Raw genomic sequence first — 13982 nt, 5'->3', positions numbered from 1 at the left:
ACACGAACCGGTCCGGTCGGCTGAGTTCGGAGGGTCGCCGACGCGGTGGGGGAGGGGGGGTTCGCCGTGATCGTCGGGGTTCCGACCGAGACGACCAACCGGGAGAAACGCGTCGCGCTGACCCCGCCAGTCGCCGAAGACCTTGTCGAGGACGGCCACGAGGTCTGCGTCGCGGCCGGTGCTGGCGAGGAGGCAACGTTCGCGGACGAGGAGTACGAAGCGGCCGGATGCGAGGTTCTCGCGGACCGCGAGGCGGTGTTCGAGCGGGCCGACGTGATCTTTCAGGTCCGTGGCCTCGGCGCGACCGGAACCGAGACCGACCCCTATCGCGACGGACAGACCGTCGTCGGACTGCTCGGGCCGTACGAGGTGGCCGACGATACGCTCGAGGAACTGGCCGACCGGGCGGTAAGCGCGTTCTCGCTGGAGCTGATTCCGCGAATCAGTCGCGCACAGAGCATGGACGCGCTGTCCTCGCAGGCGAGTCTCGGCGGTTACCAGGCTGTCTTGATGGCCGCCGAGGAACTCCCAAAGATGTTTCCGATGGAGATGACCGCCGCGGGCACTGTCAAGCCGGCGGAGGTGTTCGTCATCGGCGCAGGCGTGGCCGGGTTGAAGGCCATCGCGACAGCCGAACGGCTGGGTGCCAGCACGCGCGGGCACGACGTCCGCCTGGAGGTCAAGCGGGAAGTCGAGAGTCTAGGGGCGGACTTCGTCGAACTCGAACTCCCCACCGAGGAGTCGGGCGACGAGGAGGGGTACGCCGTCGAGATGGGCGAGGAGTTCTACGCGGAGCAGCGCAAACAGATGCAACGGGTCGTCCCCGAGTCGGACGTCCTGATAACGACGGCGGCGATTCCCGGCCGGCCGGCTCCCGAAATCGTCACGACCGAGATGATCGAGGGGATGGACTCGGGGTCGGTCGTCGTCGACCTCGCGGCCGAGACGGGCGGAAACTGCGAACCGACCGAGGCAGGCGAGACCGTCGAGGTCGACGGCGCCTCGGTCCACGGTCCGACCGACCTCCCCTCGCAGGTCAGTCACACCGCGAGCCAGCAGTACGCGAACAACTGCAAGAACTTCCTCGAAAACCTGCTCGACGAGGCGGGCGAGCCGAACTTCGACTTCGAGGACGAAATCGTCGACTCGACACTGCTCGTCCACGACGGCACGGTGCGCAACCCGCACCTCGACGACGGGGCGGGGAGTGAGGAAGACGAGAGCGAGGAGGCGGCCGACGAGTCGGACGCGGACGACGCCGCGGCCGACGGCGGCAGTGATATCGCCGCCGACGACGGGGGTGACGACGATGGCGACTGAGCTGTCGGCGTTCATCACGAACCTGACGCTGTTCGTGCTGGCAGCGTTCGTCGGATACGAGATTATCACGAAGATTCCGACGAACCTGCACACGCCGCTGATGTCCGGAGCCAACGCGATTTCGGGTATCACGCTGCTGGGCTCGGTTGTCGTCGCGGGGTCCGGGTCGACGACGCTCGCGACCGTGCTGGGTTTCCTGGCGGTCGTCATGGCCACCATCAACGTCGTCGGTGGCTACCTGGTGAGTCACTTCATGCTCAACCAGTTCAGGGGAGGTGGTAACTGATGGCCGGAATCCTCGCACAGAACCTGCCCGACGCCGCACTCCAGTTTCTCTATCTGGTCGCTGGGGTTCTGTTCATCCAGGGGCTCCGGGACATGACCCACCCCCGGACTGCGACCCGCGGCAACCAGATTTCCGCGGGCGGCATGTTCCTCGCCGTCATCGTGACGGCGCTGTGGTTCGACATCCTCTCACCGCTCGTGCTGGCCGCCGCCCTGCTGATCGGCGGTGGTGTCGGCGTCTGGCTGGCGGTCACCGTCGAGACGACGGAGATGCCACAGCTCGTCGGTCTGTTCAACGGGTTCGGCGGCGGCGCGTCGGCGCTGGTCGCGGGTGCGGAACTGGTCGACACGTTCAACGGCGCGACTGCGGTGACCACTCTGCCGGTGAGTTTGACGGCGACGGCGGCCATCGCCGGGATTATCGGTTCGGTCACCTTCTGGGGGAGTCTCGTCGCCGCGGGCAAACTGCAGGGTATCGTCGGCGGCTCGCCGGTCAGCACGAACGTCGGCCACGTTATCAAGGTTCTCTTTCTCGGGGCAGCCGTCATCGCCGGGCTGGTACTCGTGATTCAGCCGGAGATGGTCGGCAACTCGCCTATCGCACCGTGGATTCCATCCTACTGGGTGCTGGTCGGGGCCGCGTCGATCCTCGGAATCTTCCTCGTGTTCCCCATCGGCGGCGCGGACATGCCGGTCGTCATCGCACTGCTCAACTCATACTCCGGGCTCGCGGCCGCGACGACGGGATTCGTGCTCGGCAACACCGCTCTCATCGTCGCAGGGACTCTCGTCGGCGCTTCGGGGCTGATCCTGACGGTCATCATGTGTGAGTCGATGAACCGCTCGCTCACGAACGTCCTCTTCGGCGGCCTCGGCACCGACGACGGCGAGAGCAAGGACATGGAAGGCATCTACGAGGGACAGATCCAGGAGACCTCGCCCGAGGAAGTCGTCATGTTGCTGGAGACCGCGGACCGGGCCGTCGTCGTCCCGGGATACGGGATGGCCGTTGCACAGGCCCAACACGCCGTCGCGGAGCTCATCGAGTTGCTCGACGAACACGGTGTCGACGTGGAGTTCGGTATCCACCCCGTCGCCGGCCGTATGCCCGGCCACATGAACGCCCTTCTCGCGGAGGCCGACGTGCCCTACGACAAGATGCGTGAACTGGAGGAGGTCAACCCGACCTTCTCACAGACCGACGTGGCCATCGTCTGTGGAGCTAACGACGTGGTGAACCCCCGAGCGAACGAGGAAGACGGGAGTCCCATCTCCGGGATGCCCGTTCTCAACGTCGCTGAGGCAAATACCGTCATCGTCAACAAGCGCAGTTTGAGCCCGGGATTCTCGGGTATCCCGAACCCGCTGTTCGCCCGCGACAACACGAGTATGCTCTTCGGCGACGCCAAAGAATCGATGCAGGAGTTGGTCAACGACTACAAGGAGGCGACCGACTGACTGCCCTCGCCGGCCGCTCACGACAGTTGACTGCCGTTCCCAGACTCTGAAAACCACGACGCTCCTTCTTGTACTCTCAGGGCGCACGTTTCGACATGGTCCAAGCAGCACTACTCGTGGCGGTCATCGGTATGACAGCGTTTTTCCTGCTGATTCCGGTGTCGATCGTCGCCAGCAAAAGCGCTCTCGGCGACGAGTCGCCGTCGAAGCCGGTCGAACAGGAGATAGAGACGAGCGAGCGATCCGGGCGACCGGGGCAGGGGTCGGGCGCCTGAACCGCGCGGTCTCGGCGTTTCGACCGTCCGGCCCCGAACGACACCCTCTTTGCACGTCCGGCGGACCGAGAGATATGGACCGCAAGCGGGAGCTAACGAGCGTCGACCTCGCGGCGCTCTGTGGCGAGTTAGGGGACTACGAGGGCGCGAAAGTCGACAAGGTTTACCTCTACGACGACGGCCTCGTCCGGTTCCGGATGCGCGATTTCGACCGGGGCCGTGTGGAGCTGCTGGTCGACACCGGCGAGACCAAACACCTCCGGGTGGCCGATGCTGACAACGTCCCAGACGCGCCCGGTCGCCCGCCGAACTTCGCGATGATGCTCAGGAATCGCCTGTCGGGGGCCGACCTCGCGGGTGTCGAGCAGTACGGGTTCGACCGGATCGTCACGCTCGAATTCGAGCGCGGTGACGAGGACACGACCGTCGTCGCGGAACTGTTCGGCGACGGGAACGTCGCCGTCCTCGACGAGACGGGCGACGTCGTCGACTGTCTCGAAACCGTCCGCCTGAAATCCCGCACCGTCGCGCCCGGTTCGACCTACGAGTTCCCCTCGTCGCGGTTCAATCCGCTGGAAGCTGAATACGAGGCCTTCGCTGCGAAGATGGACGACTCGGACGCCGACGTCGTGCGGACGCTGGCGACCCAGCTCGACTTCGGTGGGTTCTGGGGTGAGGAACTCTGCTCCCGGGCCGGCGTGGAAAAGACGATGGACATCGGCGAGGCCGGCGACGACCAGTACGAGCCCCTCTTTTCAGCAATTGAGGACCTCCGTGACCGCCTCGTGGCGGCCGACCTCGACCCGCGGGTGTACTACGAGGGGAGTGACGACGGCGGCGCAGACGGTGAGAGCGGGACCGGGGCGGACGGCGAGGACGGCGGCGAGGCGTCCGGCCGTGGCCTTCGCGTCGACGCTACACCGATACCGATGGCCGAGTACGACGACCTGCCCAGCGACTCCGTCGAGGCGTTCACCGCGGCGCTCGACGAGTACTTCACCAACTGGGAGGCCGAACCGGAGACCGGGCCCGAGGACGGCGGCGGCCGCGACCGCCCGGACTTCGAGAGCGAGATCGAGAAACAGAAACGGATTATCGAGCAACAACAGGGGGCCATCGAGGACTTCGAGGCACAGGCCGAGACCGAACGTGAGAAGGCCGAACTGCTGTACGCCGAGTACGACCTGGTCGACGAGATCGTCGCGACGGTCCAGCAGGCTCGCGAGAACGACGTGTCTTGGGACGACATCGAGGCGAAATTCGACGAAGGTGCCGACCGCGGAATCGAGGCCGCCGAGGCCGTCGCCGGCGTCGACGGCAGCGAGGGGACCGTGACGATCGAACTCGGCGGTCACCGGATCGACGTGAACGCGAGCATGGGCGTCGAGAAAAACGCCGACCGCCGCTACACCGAGGCAAAACGCATCGAAGACAAGAAAGAAGGCGCACAGGAAGCAATCGCGAACACCCGCGAGGAGTTGGAGGCTGTCGAGCAGCGCCGCGACGAGTGGGACGCCGGCGACGACGACGGGGGGGCTGGCGGTGGGGAGTCGACCGACGACGAGCAACCCGAACACGTCGACTGGCTCGCGCGCGATTCGGTCCCCGTCCGCTCGTCCGAGCAGTGGTACGAGGAGTATCGCTGGTTCCACACCAGCGACGACTTCCTCGTCATCGGCGGGCGCAACGCCGACCAGAACGAGGACCTGGTAAAAAAGTATATGGACGGGGGAGACAAGTTCTTTCACGCACAGGCCCACGGCGGTCCGGTGACGGTCCTGAAGGCGACTGGACCGAGCGAACCGGCAAGAGACGTGGACTTCCCCGACTCGACGCTCCGGGAGACCGCGCAGTTCGCGCTCTCGTACTCGTCGGTCTGGAAGGAAGGGAAGTACGCCGACGACGTGTACATGGTCGACCCCAACCAGGTGTCGAAGACTCCCGAGAGCGGTGAGTTCCTCGAGAAGGGCGGGTTCGCCGTTCGCGGTGACCGAACCTACTTCGAGGCCGTGGCGGCCAGTGTCGCCGTCGGCATCAAGTGCGAACCGGACACCCGCGTCATCGGCGGGCCACCCACTGCCGTCGTGCCGAAAGTCGAGACCAGCATCGAACTCGAACCCGGCCGATACGCACAGAACGACATGGCGAAGCTCTGCTACCGCGAGTTCAAAGACCGCTTTGTCGACGAGTCGTTCGTCCGAAACGTCGCCAGCCCGGACCTGATTCAGGAGTTCCTGCCGCCCGGCGGGTCGCGGATGGTCGAGGACTGACGATGCGAGGCGTTCTCACGCTTCTCAGTGCTTATGAGTAAAGAGGAGCGGGTTGCCGTCGTGGGTCGCAGTGCAGATGTCCATGGCGAAGTCCAGCTCCAGCGAGTTGTACGCGTCTTTACAGACGATCAGATTGTCGAACGGCGATTCACAGGCCGGACAGGCGATTCCGACCGTGTTCTGGTAGATACTGACCGAGTTGCTCTCCTGCCGGGGCGTCAGCGAGGAGACGAGTTCGTCGTAATCCTCCATACAGGAGCGGGTCACGCGGCGAGTATAAATCACACGCCCGGCCGGTCCGGTCCGTGGTCGGTCGGACCTGCACTCACGCACCCGGAGAGGTCGGTGGCGAGAACGACCCATAGACCCAATTGTCATGACGGTCATTGAAGAGTATGCAACGACGGCTCCAGGGTGCTGCCATCGCCGCCGTGGGACTCCTGCTGGCCGCCGTTCAGGTCACGCAGGCGGTCGTCCGCACGTCGACGACCGTTGGGTTCCTGGTCGACCTCGTTCCCTTTCTGGCGATGGCGGCCGCCATCACGTTCGCCGGCGTCTGGGTCGCCCGGAGTCCCGACTACGTCGAGTACGACACCGTCGTCGGGGCGTGGGTCGTCGGCGGTGCCGTCGCCTTCGCCGCCATCACCGCGCTGATACTCTTCTCGCTGAACGTCGCCACGGCGACCTTCGACGCGTTCGGCGCGGCTCCATTCGTCGCCGTCGACAACGTCACTGCGGGCACGCTCGCGGGCGTCCTCGTGGGTCTCTACGACGTGCGCAGCCGGCTCGACAGGACGGAGCTGAAACGCCAGCGCGACCGGATGGAGACGTTCGCCAACCGCGCGGCTGACACGAACCACTACGGCCGGGCGCTGCACGAGTGCGCCACGATGGACGAGGTGAGTTCACTCTGTGTCGAGGCCGCGACGACGCTCGTCCAGTTCCAGGACGTGGCCTTCGTCGAACGCCGGGGCGGGTTCGCCACGCTCGTCGAGAGCACCATCGCCGGTGTCGAGCAGGAGACCATCGCGGAACTCGCCGGCCTGGCTGCGGGGGCAGACCCGGCAACCGTCGTCACCCACCGAGACGAACTGCCGTCGGGGCTCCCCGACGACGTAGAGCGGGTCGTGACCATCCTCGTCGCCGAAACCGACAGCGCCACGACTGCCCTCGTCGCGCTGGACCGTGGTGATACCGAGGTGACCGACGAGACCCGCGCCCTGCTGGAGATGCTCGTCGCTCACGCCGGCACGGCGCTCGAAAACATCTACGAGACGTCGATTCCCACCCGCGATGAGCGCGATTCGGTCACCATCGAGATAGACGACGGGGAGTGAGTGTGACGCGGCTTCACTCGTCGGGGTCGGGGTCGGGGTCGGCCGCGCTGTCGACCGACCGCGCCGCGCCGTTTTGCTCGTCTTCCCCGGCCCGGACACCGGGTTCGACGTACCGGTCGGACTGCCGCTCGCGGTTCCGTTCGGCCAGCCGGCCCCACTCGCGGAGGCCCTGCTCGACCTGCGCCTCGGAGAAGCCGAGCACCGCACCGACGGCCCCGAGGTCCCGCGGGGCGCGCAGATGGAGATGTGTGGTCGGATCGACGCTCAGGACGAAGGGGACGTCGTAGGTTTCGACTAGCTCTCTGAGTTTCCGGAGGTCCTGAACCGCCCGGACGCGTGTCCCGCCCTGTTCGCGCAGGACCCGTGCCAGCGAGAACTCGATGCGGACGCCGTTTCTCGCGGCTTCCTTGGCGAGAACGTGATTGAAGTCGCCGCCGTCCATGGGGTGGGCCAACACGTCGACTGCCGGCTGTTCGACGGCGAAGCGGTTGAGTCGCGTGTCGCCGCCGTGGACACAGACGACGGTCGTCTTCTCGCGGTAGTTGCCGACGAAACCACTGGCCCGGGAGGGGTCCTCGGCGCGGACCTCGACGCCGTCGACCACATCGATGCCGTACGTTTCGGCGATCTCGTCGTAGTCGGCGTCACAGGACTGACCGCCGTGATTACGGACGACGACGCCGGAGTAGCCGTACTCGGCGGCGGTGAGCGCCTGTCGCGCGGCCGTACTCGCTCCGTCCGGCCGCGCGTGGACGCCCTCGTACATCACATCACCCCTCGGCTATGAACGTCTCCAGCGCCTCGCGAGCGTTCTCGACCGCCTTCTGCTTGGTGGCGGGGTACGCTTCGACCTTGGCCCGGAGGGTGAGCCCGTCGCCCAGCCGAACGTCACCGCCGAAGGCGGCCTGTTTGTCGACTCTGAGAAACAGCGAGCAGTTGTCGTCGACCCGTTCGTCGAGTTCGTCGGCCAACTGCTGGGCGGTGTCGAGGTCGCTCAACCGGTCGAGGACGTGACGCATCTCGTCGGCCCGTTCGACTCGTGCCGAGAGGACGACGATGCGGTCGCCGTGGTGCCCCTCCGAGGTCGCACGCTCGATTTCGACTGCCTCGGGCAGAAAGGTCTGGAGGGCTCCCGCGACGCGCTTCTCGTCTTCGGTGGCGTAACAGAACGCGCGGAGGTCGACGTAGTGGAAGGGGACCGACGGCACGGCTACGTTACTCCTCGTCGTCGCCCTCGACGAGCTCGAGCGCGTCCTCGGAGATGCCGGCCTCCTGGCCGTCGTCGAAACTGACGGTGTAGTTCGAGTCGCCGAACATCGTTTCCATGACCTGTGTGACCACGCCCTCTTCACCGTCGTGTTCGCTGTGTTCGTCGTGCAGAATGACGGTGTCGTCTTCCTCGAGACTCATACCGAAAACCTACTCACGCCGGATTAAAAAGGGACTGATTCGGAGTCACCGCCGGACGACGCGGTCGTCCTCGTTGTCGACGCTGACCCGGCTGTCGAACGCCTGCGCCAGTTGCGCGATGGTCCGCTCGTCGTGGGCAGCAGGGTCGAGGTGAAAGTGCGTGCTCGCTCCGAGTTCGGTCAGCCTGTTCGTCAGCACGTGCAGGAACCGGAAGACCCGCTCCGTGTCGGCGTACTGCAGGAGGATCGACAGCGAGTCGAAACAGAGCGTCACGTCGCCGGCCACTGCCCACTCACCGAGAGCGTCGTTGAGCGCCATGCCCAGCCCCGTCAGGTCGGCCGGGTCGGTGAGTCGCTCGACGTGGTAGTCCTCCGCTGGGGGTTCCGGCCCGCGCTTGCCGACGACACCGCCGGCTCCGACCGCGACCACCGCCGACGCCACGGGATGGTGTGGAAGCCGCGACTCGATCAGCCGGTGTCGCTCGATGGCGGACTCCATGTAGAGAACGTGGATGGCCCGCCCATCCGTGGCGTCGTGATGGGCGAGCATGCCCGTACAGGCGTCGCGTTCGGCGTTACCGACGGACGGTGCCAGCAGGAGGACGTTCCCGTCGTCCGGAAACCCCTCGTGACTCTCGTCGGTGGCGCGCTCCGTCGTCGTCATCGGTCGTCATCAAGGGGGCGCCTGTGGCGACTCTCTGTCCGCCGGCAGTCCAATTCCGCACCGAAGCGACCCGGCTTAGCATCCCCACACAGATCCCGTCCGTGGGGGCAACACCTGTGTCCCATGGCATTGTAAGCCGGTCGCGTGCACATAATCCCCTGTCAGACGGGCGTCAGCCGAGAGAACCGACCGAACGGGGAGCACCGGAAAGAGCGTCGGACGAGCGAGCGGCTCTGACCGACCGTGTCGAAGACTTATTGCTGATTCGTGTGAAACAAGTCGACATGACAGGCCGTTCGCACCCTTTCGTCGCCCCTCCGGACCGTGTGCAAACGCCACGCACCGCGGACGCGGCACGATGACGGTCCTCGACAATCTGTGGTATCTCGCCGACGAGGCGGGCCAGCAGGCCGAACAGACGTATCACCGCCTCGCCGGCGACCACGAGGACTACATCGAGTACGAACGTACGCGGACCGTCTCACGGTCGCGCTTTCGGACCGTCGCCAACCGCATCAGAGAGAACGGTCTCCCGTACGGTTCGCACACGCTGGTTTACCGTGACTCGGGCGCTCTCCTACTCGTCCGTCACGAGGGTGTCGACATGTGGGTCGTCCCCGGCGGCGAGGTCCGCTCCGACGAGTCGCTGCGCGAAGGAGCACGCCGTGAACTCCAGGAGGAGGCCGGCATCGACGCCACGTACGAAGGGCTTGGCATCCTCGGCCGTGTCAACTTCCGGAGCGAGGGCCACCGTGCCTGGGGCGTCCTCCCCGTCTTCGCGGCCCGCGCGGAGACGACCGATCTGGAAGTGTGTGATCCGGACGGTGAGATCTCCGAGGCGCGGTGGTTCACCGAACTCCCGGTGGACACGCGCGACCGGGCGGAACTGCTAAGCTGGCGCGAACGGGCACTGTGACCGCCGGACACGACGGCGGTCCGGCCGCCGGTTCCGAACTCCGTAACTGGAAGAAACTTTAACACTGACAGACGGTTGTAAGTGTGTACGGATGGAACGAACACGGATGGCGGTCGTGGCCGGTGTCGCGGCCGCGGTGGTGGTAGCTGGGGTCGGTGCGGCCTTCGTCTTCGGGTTCGCGCCGGGCGGGGCCGAGAACACTGCACCGTCGACGGAGAGCGAGTCGACCGGCGGCGCCGACACCGTCGCGCTGAACTTCACCATCGACGACCGGAGCGAATGTGGTCGGACCTGCCGAGTGGTGAACGCGACGGTCACGAACGTGGGCAACGAGACGGTGCGAAACGTCCGGTTCGCCCACGAGTTGTTCAGCAACGGCGAGAGTGGTGAGCCGAACGAGCAGGTCTGGGCCGGAACGGCAACAGTCGGGACCCTCTCGGCAGGGAGTTCCGCCGAGATGCAGTTCGAAGTGCGGTTCGGAGCGATGGAAGGGCTCGCAATCCAGAGCAACGGGGGAGTCCTTTTTTCGACGGCGGTCACGCCAGCCGGGAACGAGACGTTCGAGAACGACGTTCAGGCCGGTTAGGCGCCGAACTCCTCGCCGTCGCGGTCGTCGGCGTTCATGCGCCGGAGTGTCGCCCGGGCGTTGCTCGCGTCGTAACCGAACAGGACACTCTCTCCGTATTCGTCGGCAACCTCGGCGGCGCCGATGAGGTTGTCGATGTCGACGTCGACGGCGTACAACTCGACGCTGAACGGCTCGTCGAGGGCGTCGGCGAACCCGGAAGCGATAATCTCGAGCCAGTAGGTCGTCGTGTACGCCATGTCGTAGATTGGGACGACGAACTCGTCGACGAACGCGGAGAGCGCGTCCACGTCCAGTCCGGCCCGCTCGTAGATATGGCCGGGGTATGGGTCGGGGTACAGCGTCAGGTAGAGGTCGCCGGGGACGTGCTCACGAGCCTCGCGGACGAAATCGGTTATCAGGTCGGCTCGCCACTCGAACCAGTCCTCCGTGCTGCTCTCGGCGAACCGCCGCTCACAGCGGTCACAGTGACAGTACTCCGGGCGGGGAAACCCAACGTCGTCGAGTCGCACGTCCGGCGTCACCGCGGCCGCGTCCGCGACGATTTCGAGCAACCCCTCGCGGTAGTCGTCGCGGGTCGGGCAGACGTAGGCCCAGTCGAAGTATCGACGGTCCCGCGTGGCGGGTTTCCCGTCTTCGGAGACCGGGACGAGTTCGGGGTTGGCGTCTGCCGCCGCGTTGTCGCCGAAACACGATACCATACTGATTCCCTCGGAGACGGGTTCGGCGGCCCGGCCGGTGACGTCTTTGACCTCGTAGAACGACCGGTCGAACTCCGACCAGACCAGCTCTTCCTCGTTACGGGTGACGACGCCGTACATATGTGTGAGTACGTAGCAGTCGGGAAAAGCCCGTCGGGGACCGGGGCGATTCGCGAGCGATACGTCGGCTGCTACCGACTCACCTCTTGACCGCGAGGCGGTACACGAGGACGATGGCGACCAGGGCAGCGGCGAGCTTAAGTTTCTTCGACATTGCAAGACGTGAAACGAACGGTTGTGGCATAATCTTTCCGGGGTGGGTATCAAATACACGTCCAGGCGTCGCTCATTTGCGTCCCGTCCTCTAGCAGGTGTGTTGACAGATGATAATAAACTCGTCGTGCCCGAATGCGAGGACGAGAACGTGACCGATGCGCTCGACGCGGCCACGAACACAGTGACGGTCACGGGGGCTCCGTCGGCGGCAGTCGTACGCGAGGCGCTGTACGACCTCTCGGGGCACGAACCCGGTGGCTCCGGCGATGGGGGCGCCCGCATCGGCATGACCGAAGAGTGGATGGAACGCGCTCGGAGTCTCGTCCAACGGATCGCCTCCGAGGACGGCCCACTCGGTCCGAGTGCGAAATTCGAACACGACATCGTCAGCAAAAACGGCCAAGCAATCCCATGCGAGACACACGTCGCCGTCTCGCCGTTCGACGAGGGGTTTCGCGGCACGGCGGAGATCACGCGTGACATCTCAGACCGGAAACGCCTGTCACGACACCTGGAAGTGACCAACCGCCTCCTCGGGCACGGCCTCCAAAACGACCCGACGACCGTCATCGAGCATGCGGAACTGGCCGAGATAGAGGCCGAATCGGCGTCGGTCGCCGGGCACGTACAGCGGATACGGGAGACCGCGTTCGCACTCGTGGCGACCAGCGACGAGATCAGGTGGGTCCAGGAACCGGTCGACACCCGGGTCCAGGACACCTCGACCGTCGACCTCACGGAGATAGTCGCGGCGGTCGTCGACGACCTCCGGGAGCAGTACCCGGAGGCGACGGTCGAAACCGCACTCGATGAGGTCGTCTCTGTCAGGGGCAACGAGTCACTCCGAATCGCCCTGGCGAATCTCAATCTCGTCGAGAACGCGATGAACACGCCGAAGACGACGGGCCGAGTATCCCGAATCACGAGCGCGCAGTCGTCACCGGCGAGGCGGCGGTAACCCAGTTGACCCACAGCAACGGCGTGGGCCTGTGGCGCGTCGACTGAATCACGGCTTCGTTCGGCGGTGACGTCCGTACCGAAGACCAACCGGGTTCGGGGGCCGACTCTCGGGGAAGCGTCGCCGTGTTGAGCCTGCGCGCCGAGTGAGTCAGCCGACGTGGATGTGGTCGGCGATGGACTCTCGAATGATCGTGTCGCAGTAGGCACACCGCACGCCCTCTTCGAGGACGGCAAAACGGGAGTCGACCGGTTCGTCTTTGCTCGTGATGCAGTTGCGGTTGGGACACCGCAGCACGCTCATTACTTCGCCGGGTCGCTCGACACGGTGTTTCTCCACCACGTCGTAGTCCCGGACGATGTTGATCGTCGCGGCCGGTGCGATGAGCGAGAGCACGTCCACCTCGTCCTGACTCAACTCCCGCCCTTCGACCTTCACCACGTCCTTTCGGCCGAGGCGTTCGGACGGGACGTTCATTCCGATGGAGACCTCCTCGCCGCCGGAGCCGTCGATGCCAAGAATCGCCAGGACGTTCAGCGCCTGCCCGCCCGTGACGTGATCGATGACCGTTCCCTGTGTGATCTTGCTGACGCGGAGTTCCTGTTCGTTGCTCATAGATTCCCCTCCAGGATGATGTCTAGCAGTGCCATCCTGACAGGCACGCCGTTGTGTGCCTGCTGGAAGTATCGCGCGTGTTCGGTCTCGTCCACGTCGGGCGCGATCTCGTCGACGCGAGGCAGCGGGTGCATCACGACCAGGTCGTCTTTGGCTGCCGACAGCGTCTCGGCGTCGATCTGGTACTCTCCGGCCACCTTGCGATACTCGTCCTCGTCCGGGAAGCGTTCGGCCTGAATCCGGGTGACGTACAACACGTCCAGACCGCCGAGCACCTCTTCGAGGTCGGTGTGTTCCCGCATCGAGGCCCCCGCCTCGTGGAGGTCGTACCGGACGCCGCGGGGAAGTTTCAGGCTCTCTGGGCTGACGAACTGTTGCTGGGCGCCGACGGTCGTCAGTGCGTGTGCGAGCGAGTGGACCGTCCGTCCGTACTTTAGATCGCCCATGATTCCTACCGTCAGGTTCGAGAAGCCCGCCGCCTCCCGGATCGTGTAGAGGTCGAGCAGGGTCTGTGTCGGGTGCTGGCCGGCCCCGTCACCTGCGTTGATGAGGGGCACGTCGACGAACTCGCTGGCCATCTTCGCCGACCCCTCTAGCGGGTGACGCATCACGAGGGCGTCGGCGTAGCCCTCAACGACACGGACGGTGTCGGCGAGACTCTCGCCTTTCTTAACGCTCGACTGGTCGACCGGGCCCATGTCGACGATGTCACCACCCAGTCGTTTCATCGCCGCGGAGAAGCTCATCTTCGTGCGGGTACTCGGCTCGAAAAAGAGCATCCCGAGCAACTTCCCGGCGTGCCGGTCGGCCACCGCGTCCGGATCGGCGGCGATCTCGGCCGCGCGATCCAGCACCGACTCGATGCCGGCACGCGAGAGGTGTTTCGCGCTGATGATGTGGTCCTGGGGCATT

Annotated in this window: 17 protein-coding genes; 9 read left to right on the top strand and 8 right to left on the bottom strand. The window is 65.5% G+C overall.

The genetic code is table 11. The features are described 5' to 3' along the window. Nucleotides 1-45: 45 nt before the first annotated feature. The 5 genes from Q0964_RS06690 to rqcH all read left to right on the top strand — a co-directional run bounded on the left by Q0964_RS06690 (nt 46) and on the right by rqcH (nt 5608). Nucleotides 46-1320, top strand: coding sequence for a Re/Si-specific NAD(P)(+) transhydrogenase subunit alpha (locus Q0964_RS06690; RefSeq protein ID WP_299265070.1), 1275 nt, complete (start codon nt 46-48; stop codon nt 1318-1320). Beyond that, nucleotides 1310-1606, top strand: a complete 297-nt coding sequence (locus tag Q0964_RS06685; protein WP_299265067.1) for an NAD(P) transhydrogenase subunit alpha part 2 — start codon at nt 1310-1312, stop codon at nt 1604-1606. The genes Q0964_RS06690 and Q0964_RS06685 overlap by 11 nt, the downstream gene beginning before the upstream one ends. Next, nucleotides 1606-3063 carry an NAD(P)(+) transhydrogenase (Re/Si-specific) subunit beta gene (locus Q0964_RS06680; RefSeq protein WP_299265064.1) on the top strand — a complete coding sequence of 486 codons (1458 nt, stop codon included), beginning with the start codon at nt 1606-1608 and terminating at the stop codon, nt 3061-3063. Before Q0964_RS06685 ends, Q0964_RS06680 begins: the two co-directional genes overlap by 1 nt. 95 nt (nt 3064-3158) lie before the next feature. Then, a complete protein-coding gene (locus Q0964_RS06675) occupies nt 3159-3338 on the top strand; it encodes a hypothetical protein (protein WP_299265061.1) in 180 nt (59 codons plus the stop codon). Nucleotides 3339-3412: 74 nt separating this feature from the next. Then, nucleotides 3413-5608: a ribosome rescue protein RqcH gene (gene rqcH / locus Q0964_RS06670; protein WP_299265059.1), complete on the top strand. Its 2196-nt coding sequence runs from the start codon at nt 3413-3415 to the stop codon at nt 5606-5608. Between the two features lie 24 nt (nt 5609-5632). Here the strand turns inward: rqcH and Q0964_RS06665 are convergent, their stop codons facing one another. Further along, a complete protein-coding gene (locus Q0964_RS06665; RefSeq protein ID WP_299265058.1) occupies nt 5633-5860 on the bottom strand; it encodes a DUF7385 family protein in 228 nt (75 codons plus the stop codon). A 143-nt stretch (nt 5861-6003) separates the two neighbouring features. On the opposite strand from Q0964_RS06665, the gene Q0964_RS06660 reads away from it, so the two are divergent. Next, nucleotides 6004-6945: a hypothetical protein gene (locus Q0964_RS06660; RefSeq protein ID WP_299265055.1), complete on the top strand. Its 942-nt coding sequence runs from the start codon at nt 6004-6006 to the stop codon at nt 6943-6945. Between the two features lie 13 nt (nt 6946-6958). Here Q0964_RS06660 and Q0964_RS06655 read toward each other — a convergent pair whose 3' ends face one another. Genes Q0964_RS06655 through Q0964_RS06640 form a run of 4 tightly spaced genes read right to left on the bottom strand, consistent with a single transcriptional unit; the run spans nt 6959 to nt 9018 of the window. Continuing rightward, nucleotides 6959-7711 carry an RNase P subunit p30 family protein gene (locus Q0964_RS06655; protein WP_299265053.1) on the bottom strand — a complete coding sequence of 251 codons (753 nt, stop codon included), beginning with the start codon at nt 7709-7711 and terminating at the stop codon, nt 6959-6961. A 4-nt stretch (nt 7712-7715) separates the two neighbouring features. Further along, nucleotides 7716-8153: an RNA-binding protein gene (locus Q0964_RS06650; protein ID WP_299265050.1), complete on the bottom strand. Its 438-nt coding sequence runs from the start codon at nt 8151-8153 to the stop codon at nt 7716-7718. 7 nt (nt 8154-8160) lie between these two features. Beyond that, the gene (locus tag Q0964_RS06645; protein WP_299265047.1) at nt 8161-8355 is read right to left on the bottom strand and encodes a DUF1918 domain-containing protein; all 195 of its coding nucleotides are present in this window, start codon (nt 8353-8355) and stop codon (nt 8161-8163) included. 45 nt (nt 8356-8400) lie between these two features. After that, nucleotides 8401-9018, bottom strand: coding sequence for a DUF7504 family protein (locus tag Q0964_RS06640; RefSeq protein WP_299265045.1), 618 nt, complete (start codon nt 9016-9018; stop codon nt 8401-8403). Between the two features lie 358 nt (nt 9019-9376). Between Q0964_RS06640 and Q0964_RS06635 the strand changes: the two genes are divergently transcribed. Both Q0964_RS06635 and Q0964_RS06630 read left to right on the top strand, forming a co-directional pair. Next, entirely contained in the window at nt 9377-9934 is a 558-nt protein-coding gene (locus Q0964_RS06635; protein WP_299265042.1) for an NUDIX hydrolase, read from the top strand. A 91-nt stretch (nt 9935-10025) separates the two neighbouring features. Next, a complete protein-coding gene (locus Q0964_RS06630; RefSeq protein WP_299265039.1) occupies nt 10026-10520 on the top strand; it encodes a hypothetical protein in 495 nt (164 codons plus the stop codon). Here Q0964_RS06630 and Q0964_RS06625 read toward each other — a convergent pair. Beyond that, complete coding sequence (locus Q0964_RS06625) at nt 10517-11341, bottom strand: alpha-amylase family protein (protein WP_299265036.1); 825 nt, start codon at nt 11339-11341, stop codon at nt 10517-10519. The genes Q0964_RS06630 and Q0964_RS06625 overlap by 4 nt on opposite strands. Nucleotides 11342-11597: 256 nt before the next feature. Here Q0964_RS06625 and Q0964_RS06620 point away from each other — a divergent pair, with 256 nt between their 5' ends. After that, nucleotides 11598-12455, top strand: coding sequence for a nitrogen regulation protein NR(II) (locus Q0964_RS06620; protein WP_299265034.1), 858 nt, complete (start codon nt 11598-11600; stop codon nt 12453-12455). A 150-nt stretch (nt 12456-12605) separates the two neighbouring features. Here the strand turns inward: Q0964_RS06620 and pyrI are convergent, their stop codons facing one another. Then, the gene (gene pyrI / locus Q0964_RS06615) at nt 12606-13070 is read right to left on the bottom strand and encodes an aspartate carbamoyltransferase regulatory subunit (RefSeq protein WP_299265032.1); all 465 of its coding nucleotides are present in this window, start codon (nt 13068-13070) and stop codon (nt 12606-12608) included. Beyond that, nucleotides 13067-13981 (bottom strand): aspartate carbamoyltransferase, encoded by a 915-nt coding sequence (pyrB, locus tag Q0964_RS06610; RefSeq protein WP_299265029.1) that lies wholly within the window; start codon nt 13979-13981, stop codon nt 13067-13069. Before pyrB ends, pyrI begins: the two co-directional genes overlap by 4 nt. Nucleotide 13982: the final 1 nt, after the last annotated feature.

It is taken from the genome of Halorientalis sp., from assembly GCF_028275115.1.
Lineage (GTDB): Archaea > Halobacteriota > Halobacteria > Halobacteriales > Haloarculaceae > Halorientalis.
This window is presented reverse-complemented; position numbering and strand designations above follow the sequence as displayed.

Coding starts and splice junctions, on each gene's coding strand:
- Q0964_RS06685 (WP_299265067.1), top strand. CDS start 1,310: ATGGCGACTGAGCTGTCGGCGTTCATCACGAACCTGACGCTGTTCGTG.
- Q0964_RS06680 (WP_299265064.1), top strand. CDS start 1,606: ATGGCCGGAATCCTCGCACAGAACCTGCCCGACGCCGCACTCCAGTTT.
- Q0964_RS06675 (WP_299265061.1), top strand. CDS start 3,159: ATGGTCCAAGCAGCACTACTCGTGGCGGTCATCGGTATGACAGCGTTT.
- rqcH (WP_299265059.1), top strand. CDS start 3,413: ATGGACCGCAAGCGGGAGCTAACGAGCGTCGACCTCGCGGCGCTCTGT.
- Q0964_RS06665 (WP_299265058.1), bottom strand. CDS start 5,860: ATGGAGGATTACGACGAACTCGTCTCCTCGCTGACGCCCCGGCAGGAG.
- Q0964_RS06660 (WP_299265055.1), top strand. CDS start 6,004: ATGCAACGACGGCTCCAGGGTGCTGCCATCGCCGCCGTGGGACTCCTG.
- Q0964_RS06655 (WP_299265053.1), bottom strand. CDS start 7,711: ATGTACGAGGGCGTCCACGCGCGGCCGGACGGAGCGAGTACGGCCGCG.
- Q0964_RS06645 (WP_299265047.1), bottom strand. CDS start 8,355: ATGAGTCTCGAGGAAGACGACACCGTCATTCTGCACGACGAACACAGC.
- Q0964_RS06640 (WP_299265045.1), bottom strand. CDS start 9,018: ATGACGACGACGGAGCGCGCCACCGACGAGAGTCACGAGGGGTTTCCG.
- Q0964_RS06635 (WP_299265042.1), top strand. CDS start 9,377: ATGACGGTCCTCGACAATCTGTGGTATCTCGCCGACGAGGCGGGCCAG.
- Q0964_RS06630 (WP_299265039.1), top strand. CDS start 10,026: ATGGAACGAACACGGATGGCGGTCGTGGCCGGTGTCGCGGCCGCGGTG.
- Q0964_RS06625 (WP_299265036.1), bottom strand. CDS start 11,341: ATGTACGGCGTCGTCACCCGTAACGAGGAAGAGCTGGTCTGGTCGGAG.
- pyrI (WP_299265032.1), bottom strand. CDS start 13,070: ATGAGCAACGAACAGGAACTCCGCGTCAGCAAGATCACACAGGGAACG.
- pyrB (WP_299265029.1), bottom strand. CDS start 13,981: ATGCCCCAGGACCACATCATCAGCGCGAAACACCTCTCGCGTGCCGGC.